This window comes from Nocardia sp. NRRL S-836, assembly GCF_001279525.1.
Classification (GTDB): domain Bacteria; phylum Actinomycetota; class Actinomycetes; order Mycobacteriales; family Pseudonocardiaceae; genus Lentzea.
Genome location: NZ_LGDY01000107.1, coordinates 172717 through 196409, shown reverse-complemented (window position 1 = coordinate 196409; position 23693 = coordinate 172717). Strand labels below are relative to the sequence as shown.

21 protein-coding genes, 2 tRNA genes and 1 other RNA gene are annotated in these 23693 nt (G+C 70.1%); 17 read left to right on the top strand and 7 right to left on the bottom strand.

The window, feature by feature from the left end:
- Positions 1 to 86: 86 nt before the first annotated feature.
- The 3 genes from ADL03_RS25395 to ADL03_RS25385 all read left to right on the top strand — a co-directional run bounded on the left by ADL03_RS25395 (position 87) and on the right by ADL03_RS25385 (position 3575).
- The gene (locus ADL03_RS25395; RefSeq protein ID WP_053736034.1) at positions 87 to 3095 is read left to right on the top strand and encodes a UPF0182 family protein; all 3009 of its coding nucleotides are present in this window, start codon (positions 87 to 89) and stop codon (positions 3093 to 3095) included.
- A gap of 53 nt (positions 3096 to 3148) precedes the next feature.
- A tRNA-Met gene (locus ADL03_RS25390) sits at positions 3149 to 3222 on the top strand.
- A 279-nt stretch (positions 3223 to 3501) separates the two neighbouring features.
- Positions 3502 to 3575, top strand: a tRNA-Met gene (locus ADL03_RS25385).
- A gap of 80 nt (positions 3576 to 3655) precedes the next feature.
- Here ADL03_RS25385 and ADL03_RS25380 read toward each other — a convergent pair.
- On the bottom strand, positions 3656 to 3862 hold the full coding sequence (locus ADL03_RS25380; protein WP_157529203.1) for a hypothetical protein: 207 nt from the start codon (positions 3860 to 3862) through the stop codon (positions 3656 to 3658).
- A gap of 411 nt (positions 3863 to 4273) precedes the next feature.
- On the opposite strand from ADL03_RS25380, the gene ADL03_RS25375 reads away from it, so the two are divergent.
- The 5 genes from ADL03_RS25375 (at position 4274) to smpB (ending at position 8337) form a co-directional block, all read left to right on the top strand.
- Positions 4274 to 4774, top strand: a complete 501-nt coding sequence (locus ADL03_RS25375) for a PadR family transcriptional regulator (protein WP_053736033.1) — start codon at positions 4274 to 4276, stop codon at positions 4772 to 4774.
- 119 nt (positions 4775 to 4893) lie between these two features.
- Positions 4894 to 5997, top strand: a complete 1104-nt coding sequence (prfB, locus tag ADL03_RS25370) for a peptide chain release factor 2 (protein WP_053736032.1) — start codon at positions 4894 to 4896, stop codon at positions 5995 to 5997.
- Positions 5998 to 6197: 200 nt separating this feature from the next.
- The gene (ftsE, locus tag ADL03_RS25365; protein ID WP_030470385.1) at positions 6198 to 6887 is read left to right on the top strand and encodes a cell division ATP-binding protein FtsE; all 690 of its coding nucleotides are present in this window, start codon (positions 6198 to 6200) and stop codon (positions 6885 to 6887) included.
- A 40-nt stretch (positions 6888 to 6927) separates the two neighbouring features.
- Positions 6928 to 7830 carry a permease-like cell division protein FtsX gene (gene ftsX / locus ADL03_RS25360; protein ID WP_053736031.1) on the top strand — a complete coding sequence of 301 codons (903 nt, stop codon included), beginning with the start codon at positions 6928 to 6930 and terminating at the stop codon, positions 7828 to 7830.
- Between the two features lie 30 nt (positions 7831 to 7860).
- Positions 7861 to 8337 carry an SsrA-binding protein SmpB gene (gene smpB / locus ADL03_RS25355; RefSeq protein ID WP_053736030.1) on the top strand — a complete coding sequence of 159 codons (477 nt, stop codon included), beginning with the start codon at positions 7861 to 7863 and terminating at the stop codon, positions 8335 to 8337.
- Between the two features lie 96 nt (positions 8338 to 8433).
- On the opposite strand, the gene ADL03_RS25350 is transcribed toward smpB, so the two are convergent.
- Positions 8434 to 9075 (bottom strand): response regulator transcription factor, encoded by a 642-nt coding sequence (locus ADL03_RS25350; RefSeq protein ID WP_053736029.1) that lies wholly within the window; start codon positions 9073 to 9075, stop codon positions 8434 to 8436.
- Positions 9063 to 10292, bottom strand: coding sequence for a sensor histidine kinase (locus tag ADL03_RS25345; RefSeq protein ID WP_157529201.1), 1230 nt, complete (start codon positions 10290 to 10292; stop codon positions 9063 to 9065). The genes ADL03_RS25350 and ADL03_RS25345 overlap by 13 nt, the downstream gene beginning before the upstream one ends.
- Before the next feature lie 131 nt (positions 10293 to 10423).
- Here ADL03_RS25345 and ssrA point away from each other — a divergent pair.
- The 3 genes from ssrA to ADL03_RS25335 all read left to right on the top strand — a co-directional run bounded on the left by ssrA (position 10424) and on the right by ADL03_RS25335 (position 12732).
- Positions 10424 to 10796: a transfer-messenger RNA gene (gene ssrA / locus ADL03_RS44805) on the top strand.
- A 295-nt stretch (positions 10797 to 11091) separates the two neighbouring features.
- Positions 11092 to 12042 carry a GlxA family transcriptional regulator gene (locus ADL03_RS25340; RefSeq protein ID WP_082373455.1) on the top strand — a complete coding sequence of 317 codons (951 nt, stop codon included), beginning with the start codon at positions 11092 to 11094 and terminating at the stop codon, positions 12040 to 12042.
- 51 nt (positions 12043 to 12093) lie between these two features.
- Entirely contained in the window at positions 12094 to 12732 is a 639-nt protein-coding gene (locus tag ADL03_RS25335) for an HD domain-containing protein (protein WP_053736027.1), read from the top strand.
- Here ADL03_RS25335 and ADL03_RS25330 read toward each other — a convergent pair.
- Positions 12707 to 13630, bottom strand: a complete 924-nt coding sequence (locus ADL03_RS25330; RefSeq protein WP_053736064.1) for a saccharopine dehydrogenase — start codon at positions 13628 to 13630, stop codon at positions 12707 to 12709. The genes ADL03_RS25335 and ADL03_RS25330 overlap by 26 nt on opposite strands.
- 71 nt (positions 13631 to 13701) lie before the next feature.
- On the opposite strand from ADL03_RS25330, the gene ADL03_RS25325 reads away from it, so the two are divergent.
- From ADL03_RS25325 to menC, 4 genes are read left to right on the top strand one after another with little or no spacing between them, the layout of a single operon-like run.
- On the top strand, positions 13702 to 14628 hold the full coding sequence (locus ADL03_RS25325; RefSeq protein ID WP_197288635.1) for a GlxA family transcriptional regulator: 927 nt from the start codon (positions 13702 to 13704) through the stop codon (positions 14626 to 14628).
- 28 nt (positions 14629 to 14656) lie between these two features.
- Entirely contained in the window at positions 14657 to 16069 is a 1413-nt protein-coding gene (locus ADL03_RS25320) for an amino acid permease (RefSeq protein WP_053736026.1), read from the top strand.
- Positions 16047 to 16766, top strand: coding sequence for a hypothetical protein (locus tag ADL03_RS25315; RefSeq protein ID WP_053736025.1), 720 nt, complete (start codon positions 16047 to 16049; stop codon positions 16764 to 16766). The genes ADL03_RS25320 and ADL03_RS25315 overlap by 23 nt, the downstream gene beginning before the upstream one ends.
- Positions 16763 to 17866: an o-succinylbenzoate synthase gene (gene menC, locus ADL03_RS25310; RefSeq protein ID WP_053736024.1), complete on the top strand. Its 1104-nt coding sequence runs from the start codon at positions 16763 to 16765 to the stop codon at positions 17864 to 17866. Before ADL03_RS25315 ends, menC begins: the two co-directional genes overlap by 4 nt.
- Here menC and ADL03_RS25305 read toward each other — a convergent pair.
- From ADL03_RS25305 to hrpB, 3 genes are read right to left on the bottom strand one after another with little or no spacing between them, the layout of a single operon-like run.
- Complete coding sequence (locus ADL03_RS25305; RefSeq protein WP_053736023.1) at positions 17851 to 18453, bottom strand: hypothetical protein; 603 nt, start codon at positions 18451 to 18453, stop codon at positions 17851 to 17853. The two genes, menC and ADL03_RS25305, sit on opposite strands and share 16 nt — an antisense overlap.
- Complete coding sequence (locus tag ADL03_RS25300; protein WP_053736022.1) at positions 18450 to 19523, bottom strand: nucleotide disphospho-sugar-binding domain-containing protein; 1074 nt, start codon at positions 19521 to 19523, stop codon at positions 18450 to 18452. Before ADL03_RS25300 ends, ADL03_RS25305 begins: the two co-directional genes overlap by 4 nt.
- Before the next feature lie 10 nt (positions 19524 to 19533).
- Positions 19534 to 21804, bottom strand: coding sequence for an ATP-dependent helicase HrpB (gene hrpB, locus ADL03_RS25295; RefSeq protein ID WP_053736021.1), 2271 nt, complete (start codon positions 21802 to 21804; stop codon positions 19534 to 19536).
- Positions 21805 to 21830: 26 nt separating this feature from the next.
- Here hrpB and ADL03_RS25290 point away from each other — a divergent pair, with 26 nt between their 5' ends.
- On the top strand, positions 21831 to 22880 hold the full coding sequence (locus ADL03_RS25290; RefSeq protein ID WP_053736020.1) for a glycosyltransferase family 2 protein: 1050 nt from the start codon (positions 21831 to 21833) through the stop codon (positions 22878 to 22880).
- On the top strand, positions 22873 to 23682 hold the full coding sequence (locus ADL03_RS25285; RefSeq protein WP_053736019.1) for a GNAT family N-acetyltransferase: 810 nt from the start codon (positions 22873 to 22875) through the stop codon (positions 23680 to 23682). The genes ADL03_RS25290 and ADL03_RS25285 overlap by 8 nt, the downstream gene beginning before the upstream one ends.
- Positions 23683 to 23693: the final 11 nt, after the last annotated feature.

Genomic DNA, 23693 nt, shown 5'->3' with positions numbered 1-23693 from the left:
GGCGCTCTTCACGGGAACCCAGGGCGTCGTCCGTAGAGTTGGACTAAACGTACGTATCGAAATACCGCGATCCAGGAGCGTGCCTCGTGGCCACACGGCCTCCGGTCGGACTGCCGAAACTGTCCCGGCGCAGTCGAATACTGCTCATCGTCGGTGTCGTGCTCCTGTTCGGTCTCATCACGGGATCGCGGCTGCTCGACACCTACGTGAACTGGCTGTGGTTCGGCGAGGTCCAATTCCGCAACGTCTTCAGCACAGTGCTGCTCACCCGGCTGGGGCTGTTCCTGGCCGTCGGGGTCGTGGTCGGCGGCATCGTCGGGCTCAACCTCTGGCTCGCCTACCGGGCCCGGCCGGTGTTCGTGCCGGTCTCCGGCCCGGACGACCCGGTGGCCCGCTACCGCACGGTCGTGATGCGGCGGATGCGGTGGTTCTCCATCGGCATCCCGGTGTTCGTCGGCCTGATCGCGGGCGCGTCGGCGCAGGCTGAGTGGCAGCAGGTCCAGCTGTTCCTCAACGGCCAGCCGTTCGGGATCACCGACCCGCAGTTCGGCCACGACATCGGCTTCTACGCGTTCCAGCTGCCGTTCTACGAGTACGTGCTGTCGTGGCTGTTCATCACCACGGCCGTGTCGTTCATCGGCGCCGTGATCGCGCACTACCTCTTCGGCGGCATCCGGCTGGCCGGTCGCGGCGGGCAGCTCTCGGGTCCCGCGCGGCTGCACCTGGCGCTGGTCGCCGGCACGTTCGTGCTGCTGAAGGCGGTCGCGTACTTCTTCGACCGGTACGAGCTGCTGCTGCACGAGAACGAGAAGTTCGTCGGCGCCAGCTACACCGACCTCAACGCGGTGCTGCCCGCCAAGCTGATCCTGCTGTGCATCGCGGTGTTCTGCGCCGTGGCGTTCTTCGCGGGCGCCTTCATGCGCAACGTGCAGCTGCCCGCCATCGCGACCGTCCTGCTCGTGCTGTCCAGCGTGCTGGTCGGCGCGGCGTGGCCCGCGGTGCTGGAGCAGTTCTCGGTCAAGCCGAACGCCATCCAGAAGGAAGCCGAGTCGATCACCCGCAACATCGCGGCGACCAGGCAGGCGTTCGGGCTCACCGACGACAAGGTCACGACCAAGCCGTACGAGGGCAAGCAGAACGTCCCGAACGACCAGATCAAGACCAGTGACGCCGCCACCCTGGGCAACATCCGCCTGCTCGACCCGGCGGTGCTCGGCCGCACGTTCACCCAGTTCCAGCAGCTGCGGCCGTTCTACGGGTTCCCCAGCAAGCTCGACGTCGACCGGTACACAGTGGACGGCAAGCTGCGCGACTACATCGTGGCGGTCCGCGAGCTGAAGCTCGACAGCCTGCCGCAGGGCCAGCGCGACTGGATCAACCAGCACCTCATCTACACCCACGGCAACGGCTTCGTCTACGCCGAGGCCAACAAGGTCAACGAGGTCGCCGACCAGTCCAACGGCGGCTACCCCGACTTCAAGGCCGGTGAGGTCAAGCCCAACGGCGAGGTCGGCAACGAGTCCAACGGCATCAAGGTCGAGCAGCCCCGCACCTACTACGGCGAGCTGTTCGGCACGAACGACTACTCGATCGTCGGCGGCCGGCCCACCGGCTCCGCGGCCGAGTACGACACCGACGCCAAGTCCTACACCTACACCGGTGCCGGCGGCGTCCCGATCGGCAGCCTGTTCAACAAGCTCGCGTTCGCCGCGTACTACGGCGAACGGAACATCCTCTTCAACCAGTCGATCGCCGACGAGTCGAAGATCCTGTTCAAGCGCACGCCGCGCGACCGCGTGCAGGCCGTCGCACCGTGGCTGACCGTCGACAGCGACCCGTACCCGGCCGTCGTCAACGGCCGCATCACGTGGATCGTCGACGGCTACACCACCCTGGAGAACTACCCGTACGCGCAGCGCACGCCGCTCAGTGACGCCACCAACGACTCGCTGACCGCGGACGGCGTGGTGATCTCGCAGGTCAACAAGCCCGTCAACTACATCCGCAACTCGGTCAAGGCCACTGTGGACGCTTACGACGGCACGGTGTCGCTGTACGCGATCGACGAGAAGGACCCGGTCCTCAAGGCGTGGATGGGCGTCTTCCCCGGCACCGTCAAGCCGGCCAGCGACATCAAGCCGGAGCTGCGCCAGCACTTCCGCTACCCCGAGGACCTGTTCAAGGTGCAGCGGCAGATCCTGTCGAAGTACCACGTCTCCTCGCCGTCGGACTTCTACTCCGGCGTGTCCTACTGGGCACCGGCGCAGGACCCGACGATCGACAACGTCACCTCGGCCGACGCCCAGCAGGCGGAGGCCAAGAAGCGCCGCGACGCGCAGCCGCCGTTCTACGTGCTGGCCGGTGACCCGACCGACGGCAGCAAGGTCCGCTTCCAGCTCACGAGCCCGCTCGTGCGCGAGAACCGGGAGTTCATGGCCGCCTACGTCTCGGTCGGCTCCGACCCGGACAACTACGGCAAGATCAACGTGCTGCAGCTCAACACCGACGCCAAGGGCCCGCAGCAGATCCAGACGCAGTTCCTCACCTCGGACAACGTCAGCAAGGAGCTCAACGTCCTGGCGTTGCAGAAGACGTCCGTCGTCTACGGCAACCTGCTGACCCTCCCGGTCGGCGGCGCGCTGCTCTACGTCGAACCCGTCTACATCGAGCGCGCGGCGAACAACACCTCGTTCCCGCAGCTGTCCAAGGTGCTCGTCTGGTACGGCGACCGCGTCGGCTACGCCTCCACCCTCGGCGAAGCGCTCGAACAGGTGCTCAGCGGAGCCGGATCCGTCGTGCCGCCGCCCAGCGACAACCCCGGCAACGGCCAGACCTCCACGCCGCCGTCGACGACCACCCCGGGCAACGGCAACACCTCGCTCAGCCCGGACCTGCAGAAGGCCGTCAACGACATCGACGCGGCACTGGCCGACATCAAGAAGGCCCAGTCGAACGGCAACTTCACCGAGCTCGGCCAGGCCTACCAGCGCCTCGACGACGCGACGAAGCGGTTCAAGCAGTACAACACCGGGTCGGCCTCACCCCCGCCCACCGGCCAGTCGTCCGTTGTGCCCAGCCCCACACCGTCCGGCTGACCGCTCGATTTGCATCAACCGCTCCACCCCGCGTAAGGTTCTATTCATACCGACGCGGGGTGGAGCAGCTCGGTAGCTCGCTGGGCTCATAACCCAGAGGTCGCAGGTTCAAATCCTGTCCCCGCTACAAAGTGGGATGGCCCTGTTCGCGGAGATCGCGAACAGGGCTTTTTCGCATTTTGCATTGGGGGCGAAGCCCCCAAACCCCACCCGGGAGGCTTCGCCCCCGGACCCCCACCCGGTGGGCCCACCTTGACGGAGGTCCGGGGGGATCAGGGGGATTGCAGGGGAGTGCAGGGGGGATGACCTGCGGAGATGTGGTTAGAGGGGGGTGGTGGAAAAGGGGTTTTTGGAGGGTGTAGAGTTCTCCTTACAACAGCAAGACAGCAAGAAAAGCTAGAAGCGGCGCGGGGTGGAGCAGCTCGGTAGCTCGCTGGGCTCATAACCCAGAGGTCGCAGGTTCAAATCCTGTCCCCGCTACTAGATGGAAGGCCCGGAGTCTCAGGACTCCGGGCCTTCTGCGTGTTCTGGCCACGGTGTGGCGGGTCTGGGCCTGGGGTTCAGGTCATGTTCTCCGCCCAGTACTGGGCGCACAGCATGCTCGAACAGATCCGGCCCTCACCGTTGACCGTGCGGTGCTTGCGGATCTGCTTGCCGCACACCATGCACTCGTCCTTGCCCGCCTGCTCCGGGATGCCGCCGGTCATCCACGCACGCGTGTGCATGGCGACCTTCTTGTGGTCCAGCCACTTCAACTTCAGGTTCATGCCCATGGTTCCCCGACCTCCGCTGCTGCTGCTCGTCGCACTGCTGTCGCCCCGGCGAGGGCAGTGATCATTTTTCCAGGCCTGCGCCGAGGCGAAAGAGGGCAGAACGGACATCACCGGGTCGTGCGACGGGAGCCCTCGTCCGTCCAATCGGGTGGCTTCGGCCGGTGAGAGCAGTGCCGCCGATCGGGTGAGATCGGGTGAGTTTCGTTTGTGCGGAAGGATTTTTCCATCCGGGATGGACACGGACGGTCAAGCGGCCAAACGCGTGAGGCGCGAAAACTGCCGCTTACTCAGCGAGACTTTTCGTTGCTCCGCATGGCCCATCAGACTAGCCCGGTGATCAGCCACAGTGGACAGAACGGCTGACCATTGTGGACAGCTTCCCCCGGACGTGGGAACGTTGTCGTTGTGTCAGACCTGAATGCGACCGCAGCCGCCCTGCTCGGGCTGCTGCACGACGGACCCAAGACCGGTGGCCAGTTGGTGGCGGAGGCAGGGGAGCGCTTCGGTGCGTTCTTCAGCGTGACCCGCAGCCAGGTGTACCGCGAGCTGCCCGCGCTGGCCGACCAGGGCCTGCTGCGACTCGGCAAGCAAGGGCCGCGCTCCAGCCAGCAGTACGTGCTCACCGCGGCGGGCAAGAAGGCCTTCAAGAACTGGCTGCTGTCCGAGCCGGGCCCGGACCACCTGCGCAGCCCGCTGATCCTGCGGCTCGTGCACGCCGGCTCGCTGACGGCGAAGCAGCGCGAGGCACTGGTGGCGACGGCACGCACCACGTACGGCGCTGAGCAGGAGAGCGCGCGCAGCGCCTCGAAGACCGCCGAGGACCCCTACGCGAAGGCGGTGGCCGAGTTCGGCCTGGCCCACGCGAAGGCCGTGCTCAAGTTCCTGGACGCGATCCCCACGGCCTGAGACCGGGACGTCCGCGAGTACCGCCGGCAACCGGGCCGGCGGCACTCGCGGACGCCGTCACCTGCGCCGGTTTCGCGGCCGGTCGCTGGTGGTGACCGGCTTTGGCGTAATCTTCTGCTGTGAATCCGGACGTCGAAGCAGACATCAAGGACCTCTCCGCCACCCTGAGCAGCATCGAGGCGGTGATGGACCTCGATGCCCTGCGTGCCCAGGTCGCGGATCTGGAGGAGCAGGCGGCCCGCCCCGACCTCTGGGACGACCAGGAGAAGGCGCAGAAGGTCACCAGCCAGCTCTCGCACAAGCAGGGCGAGCTGCGCCGCATCACCGGGCTGCGCGAACGCCTCGACGACCTGCCGCTGCTCTACGAGCTCGCGGAGGAGGCCGAGGACGCCGACGCCCAGGCCGACGCGGACAACGACCGCGCGAAGCTGCGCGACGAGATCGCGAGCCTCGAGGTGCGCACGCTGCTGTCGGGCGAGTACGACGAGCGCAACGCGCTGGTCACCATCCGCGCCGAAGCCGGTGGCGTCGACGCCGCGGACTTCGCCGAGATGCTGCTGCGCATGTACTCGCGCTGGGCGGAACGCCACAACTACGGCGTCGAGGTCTTCGACACCTCCTACGCCGAAGAGGCCGGCATCAAGTCCGCCACCTTCCGCGTCACGGCGCCGTACGCCTACGGCACGCTGAGCGTCGAGCAGGGCACGCACCGCCTCGTGCGCATTTCGCCGTTCGACAACCAGGGCCGCCGCCAGACGTCGTTCGCCGGCGTCGAGGTCGTCCCCGTCGTCGAGCAGACCGACCACGTCGAGATCGACGAGAAGGACCTGCGCGTCGACGTCTACCGCTCCTCCGGCCCCGGCGGCCAGGGCGTCAACACCACCGACTCGGCCGTGCGCCTCACGCACATCCCGACCGGCATCGTGGTGTCCTGCCAGAACGAGCGCTCGCAGCTGCAGAACAAGGCCACCGCCATGGCCGTCCTGCAGGCGAAGCTGCTCGAACGCCGCAGGCAGGAGGAGCAGGCGAAGATGGACGCGCTGAAGGACTCCGGCTCCAGCTGGGGCAACCAGATGCGCTCCTACGTGCTGCACCCGTATCAGATGGTCAAGGACCTGCGGAACAACCACGAGGTCGGCAACCCGTCCGCGGTGCTCGACGGCGAGATCGACGACTTCCTCGAGGCCGGCATCCGGTGGCGCAAGCAGTCCCAGCAGGGCTAGCGGAGCGCGCCGCCACACGGCTGGTCACGTTGATCTGAGGCGAAGGGCACGTTCGGGCCGTCCGATGGTCCGAACGTGCCCTTTCGTCAACCGGTTGTGCCGGGGTGACCACGCCCTGTCGACGGCGGGGCTCGCCTTTCCGGGGCGGGAAGTTAACCGGAACGGGGGCTTTACCCCGGCCATGGGTAGACTCGCGCCTCGTGATTCGCCTCGAACACGTTTCCAAGGTCTACAAGACCTCTACGCGTCCCGCGCTCGACGACGTGTCCGTCGAGATGGAGAAGGGCGAGTTCGTGTTCCTGATCGGGCCCTCCGGGTCCGGTAAGTCGACCTTCCTGCGCCTGCTGCTGCGCGAAGAGGTGCCGACCAGGGGACGCGTCTACGTCTCCAACTTCGACGTCGCCAAGATGTCGCGGCGCAGGGTCCCCCGCCTGCGCCAGTCCATCGGCTGTGTGTTCCAGGACTTCCGCCTGCTGCCGACGAAGACGGTCGCCGAGAACGTCGCGTTCGCCCTCGAGGTCATCGGCAAGCCCCGCAACACCATCGTCAAGGTGGTGCCGGAGGTGCTGCAGCTGGTCGGCCTCGACGGCAAGGAGGACCGGTTCCCCACCGAGCTCTCCGGTGGTGAGCAGCAGCGCGTCGCGATCGCCCGCGCGTTCGTGAACCGCCCGCTGGTGCTGATCGCCGACGAGCCGACCGGAAACCTGGACCCCGACACGAGCCAGGACATCATGCTGCTGCTGGAGCGGATCAACCGCACCGGCACGACGGTCATCATGGCCACCCACGACCACGGCATCGTCGACTCGATGCGGCGCCGCGTCGTGGAGCTGTCGTACGGCAAGGTCGTCCGTGATGACGCGCGCGGCGTTTACGGCGTCGGCCGCTAAGCGCTCCCCACCCCCGACCCCCCAAGGAACCCCGCCCCCGATGCGTACCAGCTTCGTGTTCAGCGAGGTCGTCACCGGACTTCGCCGGAACGTCACGATGACGATCGCGATGATCCTCACGACCGCCATCTCGCTCGGGCTGCTCGGCGGTGGCCTGCTCGTCGTCCGCATGGTCGACAAGATGCAGGCCAACTACGCGGGCAAGCTCGAGGTCTCGGTCCTGCTGACCAACGACGTCAGCGCCAACGACAAGGACTGCACCCAGCAGCCCTGCGCGGGGCTGCGGTCCCAGCTCGACCAGACCTCCGGTGTCGAATCGGTGGTGTACCAGAACCGCGACGAGGGCTTCGAGCGCTTCAAGCAGATCTTCGAGGCCCAGCCCGAGCTGCTCAAGCTCGCACGGCCGGAGGCCATCCCGGCCACGTTCCGGGTGAAGCTCGAAGACCCGGAGCGCACCGACGTCATCAAGAACGCCTTCCAGGGCAAGCCGGGCGTGAAGGGCGTCGACGACCAGGGCAAGTTCCTGGAACGGTTCTTCGACGGCCTCAACGGCTTCCGCGACGTGGCGCTGATCCTCGCCCTCATCCAGGCGTTCGCGGCGTTGCTGCTGATCTCCAACACCATCCAGGTGTCGGCGTTCACCCGCCGCGTCGAGGTCGGCATCATGCGCCTGGTCGGCGCGACCCGCTGGTACACGCAGCTGCCGTTCCTCATCGAGGCGGTCGTCGCGGGCATCATCGGCGCGGTCACCGCGGTGGCGGGCCTGGTGCTGTTCAAGGCGTTCTTCCTGGACCGGATCACCCGCAACCTCACCGAGTCCGGCATCATCCCGCCGGTCGGCTACCTGGACATCCTCATAGTCTCGCCGTGGCTGTTCCTGGTCGCGGTCCTCATCTCGGCCACGACCGGCTACGTCACGCTGCGCCTCTACGTGCGGCTTTAAGAGTTTTACCGACCACGTAAAGTTGTCGCCATGGTCAAGGAACGCGGGCAGAAGGTCATCGCGTCGAACCGCAAGGCTCGGCACGACTGGGCCATTCTGGACACCTACGAGGCGGGCATTCAGCTCGTCGGCACCGAGGTGAAGAGCCTGCGCATGGGACGGGCGTCCCTCGTGGACGCCTTCGCCCAGGTCGACGACGGCGAGATCTGGCTGCACGCGCTGCACATCCCGGAGTACGTCGCGGGCACCTGGACGAACCACGAGGTCCGGCGCAAGCGCAAGCTCCTGCTGCACAAGAGCGAGATCGAGCGGCTGATCGGCAAGACCAAGGAGTCCGGTCTGTCGCTGGTCCCGCTGCAGATGTACTTCAAGGACGGCTACGTCAAGGTCGAGATCGCGCTCGCGAAGGGCAAGAAGGCCTACGACAAGCGGCAGGACATCGCCAAGCGCGACGCCAACCGCGAGATCGCGCGGGCGCACGGACGGGCCTTGAAGGGCCGCTACTGAACTGGCTGCGCTGATACCGCACCGACGAGAACGCCCAGCTCACCACACTGTGGGGAGCTGGGCGTCCACGTTGGTGGGCGACGGTGCCCGGCCGGCTCAGCTGTCGAGGTAGGCCAGCACCGCGCGCACCCGGCGGTGCTCGGAGTTCGACGGCTCCAGGCCGAGCTTCGCGAAGATGTTGCCGACGTGCTTCTCCACCGCGCCGTCGGACACCACGAGCGTGCCGGCGATGGCCGTGTTGGACAGTCCCTGTGCCATCAGCCCGAGCACCTCGCGTTCGCGCGGCGTCAACGAGTCGACGGGGCTCTTCTTGCTGCGCACCATGAGCTGCGTGATCACCTCGTGGTCGATGCTCGTACCCCCGTCGGCGACCCGGCGCAGGGCGTCGACGAACTCGGCGACGTCCGCCACCCGTTCCTTGAGCAGGTAGCCGACGCCGCTGGCGCCGCCGGCGAGGAGCTCGACGGCGTAGCGCTCCTCGACGTACTGCGACAGCACCAGCACCGGCAGCCCCGGATGACGCCTGCGGGCCTCGATGGCGGCGCGCAGGCCCTCGTCGGTGAACGTCGGCGGCATCCGCACGTCCACCACGCACAGGTCCGGCCGGTGCTCGGTGACGGCGTCCAGCAGCCCGTCACCGTCCTCCACGGCCGCGACGGTCTCGATGCCCACGTCGGCGAGCAACCGCTGCACGCCTTCCCTCAGCAGCACCGAGTCCTCGGCGATCACCACGCGCACGGCAACTCCGCTCGAACAACGGTCGGCCCACCGACGGGGCTGACGACGACAACAACACCGTCGATCGTGGCAGCCCGGTCGGCGAGCCCGGCGAGCCCACCACCCGGCTTCAGCTCCGCGCCGCCCTGACCGTTGTCGGTGACCTCGACCAGCACCCCGGTGTCGACCCGGTTGACCCGCACGGTCGCCCTGGTGGCGTTGGAGTGCTTGGTGATGTTCGTGAGCGCCTCGCCGACGGTGAAGTACGCGGCGCTCTCCACCGCCGTCGGCGGCCGCGGATCGACGTCGACCTGCAGGTCCACCTCGATCGGCACGCGTGCGGCCAGCGCGGACAGCGCCGCGTCCAGCCCGCGGTCGCCCAGCACCGACGGGTAGATGCCCCGTGCCAGGTCGCGCAGCTCCTTGATGGCGAGCTTCGCGTCCGCGTGCGCCTCGGCGATGAGCTCGGCCGCACCCTCCGGATCGGTGTCCATCTTGGACTTCGCCCGGCCCAGCCCCATCGCCACGGCCACGAGCCGCTGCTGCGCGCCGTCGTGCAGGTCGCGTTCGATGCGCCGGCGCTCCGCCTCCGCCGCCTCGACGCCGCGGGCCCGGCTCGACTGCAGCCGTTCCGTCTCGATCGCCAGCGCGTCGGCCCGCGTCGGCCCCAGCATGGCGCGGGCGAACCTGCCGTGCAGCACACCCAGCCACCTGGTGCCCATGACCGCGAACGGGATCAACGCGAGCCCGACCAGCGCGACCGGCAGCGCGGAGCTGAACGAGTTGATGGTCCAGAAGTTGCCGACGACCACCGCGAACGGCGCGTCGTCGATCCAGAACGGCAAGCCGACGAGCGACGCCACCACCGACCACATCGCGACCACGGAGGTGAACTCCAGGATCCCCACCGGCAGCAGGAGCAGCAGGTAGCCGAAGTCGCGCCACGTCGCCGGATCGGTGAACTGCGCCTTCCACCGCTCCCACAGCGTGCCCCGCGGCCGCTCCCGGTACGGCGAGGGGATCTCCGTGCGCAACGCCGCCCCGACCCACGCCCGCTCCACCGACGCGCCGCCCCGCACGACGTTCATCGCGAGCCAGAGGATCGGCAGCCCGACCCAGATCACCGACGTCGCCAACCCCACGACCGTGAGCACGACGGAGAGGGTGAACCAGAAGATGCCGGTCACCAGGTTGGTCAGCAGGTAGAACCCGGCTGCGAGCGCGTTCGGTTTCCTCATGACGTCCATGTTGTCGTTACCGCTGGTCAGGGACCATGTGGCCAACCAGTCAGCCGGGGGTGGGGACAGCCCTACCTGCCTCGGGAAGAACTCGGTGGCGAACATCGTTATGCTAGGTGCTACCACTACGAGGGGGTGAACGGTTTCGACTGTGGACGTTGATTCAGGGGAAGCGTGCCGGTGCAGGCGAGAGACCACCGCAAGCGTCATCGCAAACCAATAAGCGCCACGTCTAACGACAAGCGCGCGTTCGCTCTCGCCGCCTGAGGCGAGTAGCAACGCTGTCGGCCTAGGAGTGCCTTCGGCCTAGAGTCCGGCATCAGCTAGAGGGCTTACCTGCAGTCCCGGTCGCGGGGACTGTCGGGGAAACTCACAGCGACTGGGCCCGTCACATCAGCTCGTCCGCGTGACTGATGGGGTCAAGCAGAGGCAGAGCGGACTGCGCACGGAGAAGCCCTGATGAACCGCCATAGGACCCGGGTTCGATTCCCGGCACCTCCACTCGGACGGCGGGTGCTCGCGCACGCTGCGCGTGCGCTCGCCGTTTCTCGTTCCGGGTGTCTATCTGGGGGGCGACCCCCAGGCCCCCGAGCAGTTCGGGCGCGAGCGCCCTCACGCGGCCGTTGCATGCAACGGACCCCTCTCCGGTAGTGCCGACCCTTTCTCCGGTAGCGCCGGCCCTCTCGCCGGTAGCGCGGCCCTCTCTCCGGTAGTACTGGACCCCTCTCCAGTAGCGCTGGACCCCTCTCCGGTAGCGCCGGTTTCTGTCCGCGGGAGCGTGGAAGGCTGAGGTGTGGCTGTGGGGTGTGAGGTTGTGTTCGTCGTGTTCGACGGTGTGAAGATGTTGGACGTCAGTGGGCCCGCCGAGGTGTTTGCCGAGGCCAACGCTGCCGGGGGTGCGTACGGGATTTCCTGTGTTTCGCCGTCTGGGGGAGATGTCACGACGTCTGTCGGTATCCGGCTGCCGGTTGATGGCGCTGCTGCGGGCGTTCTTGAAGCTGACACGGTTGTGGTGGCCGGGGGTGACGTGCTGGTGGAGCGCGGGGTGCCGGCCGAGTTGGTGGCCGCCGTGCGGCGGGTGCGGGCGCGCAGGCTGGTGTCGATCTGCACCGGGGCGTTCGCGCTGGCCGCGGCCGGGGTGCTGGACGGGCGGAAGGCGACCACGCACTGGAAGCAGGCGGACCGGCTGGCGCGGGCCTATCCGGGCGTCGAGGTGCGGCCGGACGCGATCTTCGTCGAGGACCGCGGCGTGTTCACGTCGGCCGGGGTGTCGGCGGGCATGGACCTGGCGCTGGCGCTGGTCGAGCAGGACCACGGGCCGGAGCTGGCGCGGACGGTGGCGCGGAACCTGGTGATGTTCATGCAACGGCCCGGCGGGCAGTCGCAGTTCTCGGCGCCGCTGCAGGTCAGGCGGCCGAACGTGCCGGCGTTGCGGGAGGTCGTGGACCTGGTGTCGGCGCAGCCGGCGCTCGACCACAGCGCGCGGGCGATGGCGGCGCGGGTCGGGGTGAGCGAGCGGCACCTGGCGCGGTTGTTCGCGAGCGAGTTCGAGCTGACGCCCGCGCGGTACGTGGAGCAGGTGCGGCTGGACCACGCCAAGGCGTTGCTGGACGCGGGGCACGGCGTGGCGCAGACGGCGCGTGCGGCGGGGTTCGGGAGCGCGGAGACGCTGCGGCGGACGTTCGTGGCGCGGTTCGGGGTGTCGCCGAGCCACTACCGGGCGCGGTTCGTGTCCACATCTGTGGGCTGACGGTCCGGTTCAGCGGTGGGAGGCCGGCCGGTCCTCGCCAACCATGGAGCCATGGCTGAGTTCATCGCAGGGGTGGAGATCCCCGACACGGAACTGGTGCGCGCGGCGACGGAGCTGGTGCGCGAGGCGGCGGACGACACGGTGTTCCACCACTCGCGGCGGGTGTTCCTGTGGGGGTCGCTGAAGGCGGCGGCGCGCGGGCTGGAGGTCGACCCGGAGCTGGCGTACGTGGGCGGGTTGTTCCACGACCTGGGGCTGACCGCCGGCTACGCGGCGAAGGACCGGCGGTTCGAGATCGACGGCGCCGAGGCCGCGCGGACGTTCCTGCTGGAGCACGGCCGTGGCGAGCACGACGCGCGCACGGTGTGGCTGGCGATCGCGTTGCACACGACGCCGGAGGTGCCGATGTACCTGGCGCCGGAGGTCGCGGTGGTGTCGCTGGGCGTGGAGACCGACGTGCTCGGGCAGGGCCTGGACGAGCTGACCGAGCGGCAACGGGCCGAGGTCGTGGCGGCGCACCCGCGGCCGGACTTCAAGAACCGGATCCTCAAGACGTTCTACGACGGCATGGCGCACCGGCCGGACACGACCTTCGGGACGATGAACGACGACGTGCTCGCCCACTTCGATCCCGACTTCCGGCGCACGGACTTCGTGGAGATCATCACGAACAGCGCGTGGCCGGAATGACGTCCGAGAGCGACTGCAGGAAGTCGGCGGCGTCGAACATCGCGCCCGCCGACGCCACGCCGGTCACCCGGAAGCGCCCGGTGAGCAAGCGTTGGACCGCCTCCACGGCCAACGGCGCGCTGACGGCGTAGATGTCGCGCCCGGCAACGCAGGCCCGGCGTTCCTCACCACCCCGCCGCACCACCACGTCCACCTCGAACGTCTCCGGCTCCTCCCGCGCACCGGCGGCCGCGAGGCCCCGCGCCGCCGTGACCGACATGTACGAGGTGACGGACGGAATGGCCAGGTGGCTGGGCACGGTGACGACGTCGGCCATCGAGAACTCGCCGATGACCTCGCGTGGTCCGCTGGGGAACTCCCAGGTCAGAACGGGCGGCGGGGTGTCGTGGTACTCGAGCCGGCCGTCGTGGAACCGGACCCGCCGGCCGCCGCGGCGGTCCCGGGAGACCGCGCCCGCGGCGAGCGTGCCGGGCGTCGGCTGCCAGCCGCTCAGCCCGTAGGCGACGTGCGCCTCGTCCGCGGCCGGCCAGTCGGCCATCGCGGCGGTGACCAGCAGGTCGGCCAGGCCGCCGAAGAACGCCATCGCGGGCACGACCGGGACCGCGGCGCCGCGGGCGAACGTGTCGGCGTTCGCCTCGATCTCGGCGGCCACGTCGACGTACGGGATGCCCGCGCGTTCCGCCGCGGCGACCAGCGGGGCGGCGGTCACCGCGAACGGGCCGGCCGTGTTGACCACCGCGGCGGCACCGGTGAGGGCCCGGTCGAGTGCGACCGGGTCGTCCGCCGCTGCCTGCGCACGGCCGAACGGCCACGGCTCGAAGCCGCGCTTCTCCAGTTCCGCCAGGACGAACCGACCGGTGTGGCCGGATGCGCCGTAAACCGCGACCTTGTGTCCCATGTGGACCAGCGTCACAGTCGGACGAGGTGCGGGCCAGTGTCCGGAACGACACGATGCGTACAATTCCGGACATGCTCGCGTTCGCTGTGACCGGCGGGATGCTGCACTTCGAGCTGACCGCGACCTACGAGATCTTCACCGCGCCCCAGCTCGGCTACCGGGTGGTCGTGTGCGGCGACGAGCCCGTGCGCGTCGGCCGGTTCACGCTGGAGCCGGACCTGCCGCTCGAACAGCTCCACCGCGCGGACACCGTGGTCGTGCCCGCGATCGAGGACGTGGACCAGCCGGTCGACCCGCGCCTGGTCGGCGCCGTCACGGCCGCCCACGCCAACGGTGCGCGGATCGTCTCGCTGTGCACGGGTGCGTTCGTGCTGGCCGAGGCGGGACTGCTGGACGGGCTGCGCGCGACCACGCACTGGGCGCACACCGACGTGCTGGCCCGCCGCTACCCGCGGGTCGAGGTCGACCCGGACGTGCTCTACGTCGACAACGGCCAGGTGCTCACGTCCGCGGGCAAGGCGGCGGCGATCGACCTGAGCCTGCACCTGATCCGCCGCGACCACGGCGTCGCCACGGCCAACACGGCGGCGCGGCGGCTCGTGGTGCCACCGCACCGCGACGGCGGGCAGGCGCAGTTCGTGCTCGCGCCGGTGCCGACGGGGGAGGGGCACCCGCTGACGGAGCTGTTCGAGTGGGTGAGCCGGCGGCTCGACCAGCCGGTGACCGTCGAGGACCTGGCGCGGCAGGCGAACATGAGCTCGCGGCACCTCACCCGGCTGTTCAAGGACGTCACGGGCACGACGCCGTTGCAGTGGCTGCACACGCAACGCATCCGGCGCGCGCAGGAGCTGCTGGAGCTGACCGACGACAGCGTCGACCTCATCGCGGAGGCGGCGGGCATGGGCACCGCGACGACGCTGCGCCGGCACTTCCACCGGACCGTGGGTGTGCCACCGGACACATACCGCCGCACGTTCCGGCCGGTTGCCGGCGGGTAGGTCCCGGCCAGGGCGTTATGTTGGCTCGATGAGGAACGATCAGCGCATCGGGGCGCGGGTGTTGCGGCGCAAGCCGATCGACCAGCTGACCCATCCCGGCGGCGAGCTGCGGCGCACGCTCGGCGTCGGCCACCTCACGATGATCAGCATCGGCGCGACGCTGGGCACCGGCATCTTCGTGGTGCTCGGCGAGGCGGTGCCGCTGGCCGGTCCGGCGATCGTGGTCTCGTTCGTGCTCGCGGGCATCACCGCGTTGTTCTCCGCGCTGTCCTACGCCGAGCTCGCCGGCCTGATCCCGGCGTCCGGCTCCTCGTACTCCTACACCTACGCCACGCTCGGTGAGATCGTTGCCTGGGTGTGCGGCTGGTGCCTCGTGCTGGAGTACGGCGTGTCGGTGGCGGCGGTCGCGGTCGGGTGGGGGCAGTACGTCAACGAGCTGCTGCACCTCGTCACGGGGCTGCGGATCCCGGACGTGCTGAGCCAGCCGCCGGGTGCCGGTGGGGTCGTCAACATCCCGGCCGTGCTGGTCGTGGTCATCTCGATGCTGGTGCTGCTGGGCGGCGCCAGGGGCAGCGCGCGCACGAACACGATCCTCGTGTACATCAAGATCGGCGCGCTCATCATGTTCTGCGCGGTGGCGTTCACGGCGCTCAAGGCCGGCAACCTGCAGCCGCTGTTCCCGCTGGGCCTCGCGGGCATGAGCGCGGGCGCGGCCACGTTGTTCTTCTCCTACATCGGGTTCGACGCCGCGTCGACCGCCGGTGAGGAGGCGGAGAACCCGCAGCGCGACCTGCCGCGGGCGATCATCCTGTCACTGGTCGTGATCACGGCGCTGTACTGCGCGGTCGCGCTCGCGGCGGTCGGGGCGATGCCGTGGCAGTCGTTCGAGGGCACCGAGGCCGCGCTGAGCCGGGTGCTGACCGACAACGTCGACGGCGCGATCTGGCCGATCCTGCTGTCGATCGGTGCCGTGGTCGCGACGACGTCCGTGGTGCTGACCGTCCTCTACGGACAGACGCGCATCCTCTACGCGATGTCGCGCGACGGGCTCGTGCCGTCGATCTTCGCGAAGCTCAGCCCGCGCACCGGCGTGCCGTTCGTCAACACCGTCGTCGTGGGCCTGTTCATCGCGGTGCTCGCCGCGCTCGTGCCGCTGGGGTCGCTGGCGGACGCGACCAGCATCGGCACGCTGTTCGCGTTCGGGCTGGTCAACATCGCGGTGATCATCCTGCGCCGCACGGAACCGGACCGGCCGCGCAGCTTCCGGGTGCCGCTCTCGCCGGTCACGCCGCTGCTGGGGCTGGCGTTCTGCGTCTACATGATGTTCAGCCTCGGCCTGGACACGTGGATCGCGTTCCTCGCCTGGATGGCGCTCGGGTTCGTCATCTACTTCGGTTACAGCATCAGGAAGGCGCGCCTTGCGGTTCCAGGCGATCACTGACGTGCCCGGCATCGCCAGGGCGGCGCGGTACTACGCGGACGTGTGGGAGACCAGCGTCGACGTGCTGTCCACCGAGACTCTGCACTGCGTCCGGCACGCGGGCGGCGCGACGATCGGCGCGTTCGACGGCGACGAGCTGGTCGGTGCCACGACCGGGCTGTTCTGCCCGGACGGCTCGGCGTACTCGATGATCGCCGCCGCCGCACCCGGCGTCGGCCTCCCGTTGAAGCTCGCGCAGAAGCAGTGGGCGGCCGGGCTCGGCGCGCGGTCGATGCGCTGGACCTACGACCCGCTGGTGGCGCGCAACGCCCGGTTCAACCTGGTGAAGCTCGGCGCCGTCGTCACCGAGTACACGGTGGACTTCTACGGGCCGATGAACGACGGCGTCAACGACGGCGAGTCCGACCGGCTCACCGTGCGGTGGGACCTGACCGGCACCGCCGTTGCGCACGAGTCCGAGCCGCGCGGCGAGGTCACCGCGACCGCGCCCGACGGGGAACCGTTGCGGCGCACCGACGGCGAACGGATCTGGTGCCGGGTGCCACACGACATCGTCCAGGTGCGCAAGGAGTCGCCGGAGCGGGCACGGCAGTGGCGTGAGGCGGTGCGGGAGGTGTTCGTCGACGCCTTCGACCGCGGCTTCGTCGCCACGTCGATGTCCCGTGACGGCTGGTACGAGCTGGAGCGGCGCGGATGAGGATCGACCGGGTCGAGTTGCTGCACGTCGCGATCCCGCTGGTGTCGCCGTTCCGCACGTCGTTCGGCACGATGACGACGAAGGACACGTTCCTGCTGCGCGTCGTCACGGACACCGCGGAGGGCTGGTCGGAGTTCGCGGCCGACCCGGAACCGCTGTACTGCTCGGAGTTCGTCGCCGCCGCGGAGCTGGTGCTGGCCGAGCACCTCGTGCCGCGGGTGACACCGGAGGTCACCGCTGCGGCGGTCGGGCCGAGGACGCACGCGGTCAAGGGCCACAAGCTCGCCAAGGCCGCGCTGGAGACCGCGGTCCTGGACGCCGAGCTGCGCTCGTTCGGGATGCCGATCGGCACGTTCCTGGGTGCCACGGCCGACGAAGTCCCCGCCGGTGTCTCGGTGGGGATCAAGGACTCGATCCCGGAGCTGCTCGCGGACGTCGAGGACTACCTGGCGCAGGGCTACGCGCGGATCAAGCTCAAGATCGAGCCGGGCTGGGACGTCGACCCCGTCCGCGCGGTCCGCGAGCGCTTCGGCGACGTCCTGCTGCAGGTCGACGCGAACACCGCCTACACGCTGGCCGACGCCGACCACCTGCGCCGCCTGGACGAGTTCGGCCTGCTGCTGGTGGAACAACCCCTCGAAGAGGACGACCTCCGCGGCCACGCCCTGCTGGCACAGCGGATCCGCACGCCGATCTGCCTGGACGAGTCGATCACCTCGGCGAAGGACGCGGCCACGGCGATCGCGCTCGACGCGTGCCGGGTGATCAACGTCAAGCCCGCGCGGGTCGGCGGGTACCTGGAGGCGCGCCGGATCCACGACGTCGCGGTGGCGCACGGCGTTCCGGTGTGGTGCGGCGGGATGCTGGAGACCGGTGTCGGGCGTGGGCCGAACCTCGCGCTGGCCGCGTTGCCCGGTTTCGTGCTGCCCGGTGACGTGTCGGCGTCGCGCCGCTACTTCGCGGAGGACCTCACGGAGCCGTTCGAGCTGGTGGACGGGTTCATGCGCGTTCCGGCCGGGCCGGGCATCGGCGTCGAGCCGATCCCGGAGACCCTGCGGCGCTTCACCACCGCCACCCGCGTGCTCTACGCCAGGGACTGAAGCTCGCGGGCCAGGTTGCTCCGCGCGGCGGCGTCCCACAGCTGCCGCGCGGGCTCGGTCACGTAGAGGTCGTCGCGCTCCAGCAACGACCTCAGCACCGCGGCCCGTCCGGTGCGCCACGCCGGGTCGTCGTACCGCGCGTACTCGCGGCGCACGGCCTGCCGGTAGCGCTCGTAGTGCTCGGGTTCCGAACCGAGGATCGCGAGGTCGGCGTCCAGCAGCACGTGTGCGAGCGGGTCGTCGGACGAGTGCGTGATCGTGGCCAGCACCAACGACTCCACGCGGGCGATGTGCTGTTCGTCCAGTCCCGCAAGGCGGTCACGGGCCCACTGCGCGCTGGCGCGTTCGTCGTCACCGGGCTTGCCGTCGTAGATCACGTCGTGCGCGCACGCGGCGAGGGCGAGGACCGCCCGTTCCTCCACGGAGAACGCGAAGGCGTCCGCGAGTGCGGAGGAGTCGCGCACGACCGTCACCACGTGGAAGGTGTTGTGGTAGGCCCGGTGCGGCTCGGCGTAGCGTTCGGCCAGGTCACCCGCGTCCGGTGTGCCACCCAGCGCCCGAACCGCGTCGTCCCAGATCCGTCTCACCGTGCCAGCTCCTCTTCGACGACGTCCGCGGCGGCGGTGCTGCCGCCCGCCCGGTGGATCATCCGCTGCATGTCCTCGACGCGTGCGGAGATCGCCGAGTCCGAGGCCAGCTGGTCGACCAACGACCGCACGCCCTCCGCGGTCGCGGTGTCGAGCACCACGCCCAGACCGAGCTCCTCGACCCGCTGGCCGTTGAGGCGCTGGTCGGTCATCCGCGGCACGACGATCATGGGCACGCCGTGGTGCAGCGCCTCCATCACCCCTGCCATCCCGCCGTTCGTGACGAAGACGGCGGCGTGCTCCAGCACCCGCAGCTGCGGGACGTCGTCGTGCACCTCGACGTTCGACGCCGCCCGGCCGCCCGTCGTGACCAGGTGCCACGGCATGCCGATCGCCGCCTCCGCGCACTCCTCGACCGCGGCCGTCGCGAGCACCACCGGTCCGCCCGGCGGCGTCCACGGCGCCTGGAACGGCCGCGAGGTCAGGCACGGGCCGACGAACGCGTGCCAGTCGCCGAACGTGTCGCCCTCCGGCTGGAACTCCCTGGGGAACAGGGCGATCCGCCTGCGCACACCCGTCATGAACTCCGGCAGCGCGCTGCCGACGAACCCGTGCACCCTGGTGAAGAACTCGACAACGTCCGGGCCGAACCCGGTGGACGGCACGGCGGCGTCACCGAGCGACCAGTGCCCGTTGCTGGACAGCAGGCTCTCCACCAACAGGTCCGGCACGCCCAGCCGGCGCGCGACCAGCGCACCCGCCCAGGCGGCGATGTCCCACAGCACGAGGTCCGGCGGATCGGCGCGGAAGAGCCGCTCCAGCACCGGAAGCGTGGCCTCGGCGTCGGCGAACACCGCCCTGGCCGCGAAGTGCAGCTCGGCGGGCAGCGGGAAGCTGAGCGTCGTGTCGTGGCACCGCGGCGTGGCACCGGTGCTCGACACGGCGGCGGCGAGCGGTGCGGGCACCGGGACGCTCACCCGGTGCCCGCGGCGCACGAGCTCCTCGGCCAGCCCGAGCGCGGGCAGCACGTGACCGCGCTCGGGGAGCAGGAAGATCGCGATGTGTGCCATGGCCCGCCCCTCACCTGCTCTTGTCGTAGGGGCGTTCCGGCCAGTGGTGCTTGGGGTAGCGGCCCTTCAGCTCGCTGCGGACCCGCAGGTAGCCGTTGCGCCAGAACGACCTGAGGTCGCTCGTCACGGCCGTGGGCCGGCCCGCGGGGGAGAGCAGGTGCACCACCACCGGCACGCCCGCGATCTTCGGCGTGTCGGCCCACTTCATCGCGTCCTGGATGCGCACGTGCAGCGCGGGGACGTCCTGGGTGTAGTCGACCTTGCCCTGGCCGATGCGTTCCGGGGCGAGCTGGTCGAACTCGGCCGCCTCCGGCCACGGCAGCAGGTTCCGCAGCACCTGCGCGGTGTCGATCTTGGCCAGGTCGGAGCGCTTCTTCGCCTTGCCCAGGTCGAGCGAGCGGATCAGGCTCTCGTCGTCCACGGCGGGCCAGTCGCGGGTCCGGTGCAGGAACGCCATCCGTTCGCGCAGGCGCTTGGCGGCGTCGGTCCACTTGAGCAAGCCCAGCCCCTCGGCCTCCAGGCCCATGCGCAGTGCCTGCTGCGACTTGGCCAGGTCGTTGAGCGGGCGTTCGTCCAGGGTGATCGCGCCGAGCTTGCGGACGCTGTTCGCGACGACGTCACGGTCCCAGCGGATGTCGTCGACCGTGTGCACGAGTGCGGCGGCGGCCGTGACGGCGAGCTCTTCGTCGGCGGGCGCGGCGAGGCGGATGCGGCCGTGCTTGCTGCCCGGTTCGCGGTCGGCGATCGCGACCGCGAGCCACTGGGAGTGCGAGTTGTCGTGCTCGACGGCCGTGCCGTTGGCCATCAGGTAGACGGTGCTGTTCTTGGACCTGCGCTTCGCCAGCCGCTCCGGGTAGGCGAGGGCGACGACCAGGGCCGGGTCACCGTTGCCCTGCGGGTTCGTGCCGAGCTTTTCGAGTTTCTTGGCCTCCTGGCGCCACTTGCCGGGGGACTTCAGAGCGGTGGCCAGGTCGGTCGTGGCGGGGTGGGTGCTGTCGTCGAGCAACGCCACGACCTCGGCGGCCGTCCGGTTGCCCGCGAGTGCGCTGCCGTCGATCAGCGCGCGGCCCAGGCGCGGGTGCAGGCCGACGCTCGCGATGCGGTCGCGGCGGTCCGGTTCGAGCGCGCCGATCGCGGTCAACGTCTCCTGGGCCGCCTTGAGCGCGCCCTCCGGCGGGGCGTCCCACCAGTTCAGGCCGGAACCGTCCGGGGTGCCCCACACGGCGAGCTCGAGCGCGAGCCGGGTCAGGTCGGCGGTGCGGATCTCCGGTTCGGGGTAGCGGGGAAGCGTCGAGTGCTCGTGTTCGGGCCAGCAGCGGTAGACGCGGCCGGGCGCCTCACGTCCGGCGCGACCGGCGCGCTGGTCGGCGACGGCCTGGGACACGCGGATCGTCGCGAGGCCGGCGAGCCCGCGGCGGTGGTCGACGCGCGGGACGCGGGCCAGCCCGGCGTCGACGACCGCCCGCACGCCGGGCACGGTCAGGCTGGACTCGGCGATGCTGGTGGCGAGCACGACCCGCTGGCGCGGACCGGGCTGGAGGGCGGCGTCCTGCACGGCTGCCTTGAGCTGGCCGTGCAGCACCACCGTGTCGGCGTTCAGCAGGCGGGCCGTGCGGTTGATCTCGCGCACGCCGGGCAGGAACGCGAGCACGTCACCGTCCACTTCGGACAACGCCCGGTTGATGGCCCGCGCGACGGTGTTCTCGATGTGCTCGTTGCGCGCCGGCGGCACGTACGTGATCGTCGTGTCGAACGTGCGGGCCTCGGTGTGCAGGACCGGTGCGTCGCCGAGCAGGTCGGCGAGTCGTTGGGCGGCAACGGTCGCGGACGTCGCGAGCAGCCTGAGGTCAGGCCGCAGGCCCGCTTTGGCGTCCAGCAGGAGCGCGAGCAGCAGGTCGGCGTCGAGGTGGCGTTCGTGGCACTCGTCGAGCAGGACGGTGCCGACGCCGGTGAGCTCCTGGTCGTGCTGCAGGCGGCGGACGAGCAGACCGCTGGTCACGACCTCGATGCGGGTGTGCCGGCTGGTCTTGCGGTCGCCGCGCACCGAGTAGCCGACGGTGTGGCCGACCGGTTCGCCCAGCAGGCTCGCCATGCGCGCGGCGGCGGCGCGGGCGGCGATCCGGCGTGGCTCGGCGACCACGACCTTGCCGGGCAGCGCCAGCGGGACCAGCGTGGTCTTGCCGGTGCCAGGCGGCGCGACGAGAACCGCCGACCCGTGGTGCTCCAGGGTGCGCAGGAGCTCGGGCAGGACGGACTTCACCGGGAGATCGGGCAGGTGCACGTACCTGAGTGTGTCAGGGTGGACGCATGGTCCTGTTGGGTGTGGTGTCCGGGGTGCTGTCCACACTGCGGTCCGCGCGCACCGTCGCGCAGTGGAAGCACGTGCCGATGGTGTCGGAGTCGTCGAAGACAGGGTCCGTGCTGGCCGTGGTGCCGGCACGTGACGAAGAAGCCACCCTGCCGTCGTTGCTGACCGGTCTGGTCGGCCAGCCGGGCGTGCGCGTGGTCGTGGTGGACGACGCTTCCGCGGATTCGACGGCCAAGGTGGCGCTCGCGCACGGCGCCGAGGTCATCGCGTCGCCCGGTCCGCCGCAGGGGTGGGCGGGGAAGGTGCACGCGATGCACCTCGGTGTGCAGGCCGTGCGCGACGAGGACTGGCTGCTGTTCGTGGACGCTGACATCACCTGCTCGCCCGACCTGGTCGGACGGCTCGTGGCCACGGCCTCGGAGCTGGGCGCGGACCTGATCTCGTCGTCGGCGCGCGGCACCGGGCCGGCCTGGTGGTTCCTGCTGCCCGCGTTCAACTCGCTGGTGTTCGAGGGCTCGCCGCCGGACGGCAAGGGACCGACGGCGCTCGCGGTCGGGCACTGCGTCCTCGTGCGGCGGGCCGCGTTCGAGAAGGCCGGTGGCTGGGAGGCGCTGGCCGGCGACCACGCCGACGACGTCGGGCTCGCGACCCTGGTCAGGGACTCCGGCGGGTTCGTGCGGTTCGTGGACGCCTCGATGCTGCTGACGACCTCGGGCCTTGACACGTTCGGTGACACCTGGCGGTCGTTGCGCAAGAGCATCCAGCCCGCGTTCCGGGACATGTTCGGCGCGCGGGCCCGCCCGCTGCTGTTCGCCGCCGGGCTGCTGCACCTCGTGTACGGGCTGGTCCCGGTCCTGCGGTGGCGCTCGCCGTGGTCGTGGCTGGCGTGGTGCGCGCAGGCCGCACCGCACCGGGCGTTCGTCAAGCGCGTCGGCCAGCCGGAGGTCTCCGCCGTGCTGGCACCGCTGTCGTGGGCGACGATCGGGGTGTTCCTGCTGGACTGCGCGCTGCGACCCGGCGCGAGGTGGAAGGACCGCCGCGTTGGTTGACCCGTTGCGCGACCCGGACGACCCGGAGCTGCTCGACCCGTACCAGTCGCGCTCGCTCGCGATCCTCGTGGAAGGCGCGCGGCTGGCGTCCGGCGCGGTCAGGTACGGCAAGATCGGCCGAGTCGGCAGCGCGGCCGTCGTGATCAACCGGGAGAACCCGTTGCCCAGCGGCAACTTCGGCTGCGCGCTCGACGGGTCGTCGGTGGAGGTCGCCTCGACGCTGCTGCGGCTGGAGCAGACGTTCGCCGACGTGGGGCGGGCCGAGGCCGTGGTCTACGCCTCGCCGACGACCGTGGACGAGATCGAGGGCATCGCCGACGACTCCGGCTGGTACGCCGTCGAGGAGCTGCTGACCGTCGTGCACCGCGGGCGTGCCGTGGTCGCGGAGGGCGTGCGGCGGGCGGAGGACGCCGACCTGCCGGGCATCGTGGAGCTGCTGTCCGACGAGCTGGTCGGCAACCGGGCGCGGTTGCAGAAGTGGCTCGGGCACCGGCTGGACGACCCGCGGTGCCTGCTGCTGGTCGTGGACGACGGCGACCGGGTCGGCGGTTTCGTGTCCGGGTTCGCCGAACGGGGCGTCGGCCTGGTCGAGCAGTGCGTGGTGCGACCGGCGCGACGACGCCGTGGCCTGGGGCTCTCGCTGGTGGTGTCCGCGGTCGCGGCACTGCGGTCGGCGGGCGCGGCGCTGGTCGCGTCGCAGGTGGACGAGGGTCCGGGGGAGCGGTTCGCCGAGGCGTGCGGGTTCGTCGCCGCCTACCCCGTGACTGCGTACGTACGCAGAGTGGATGAGCTGCTCGACTGAACATTTAGTTG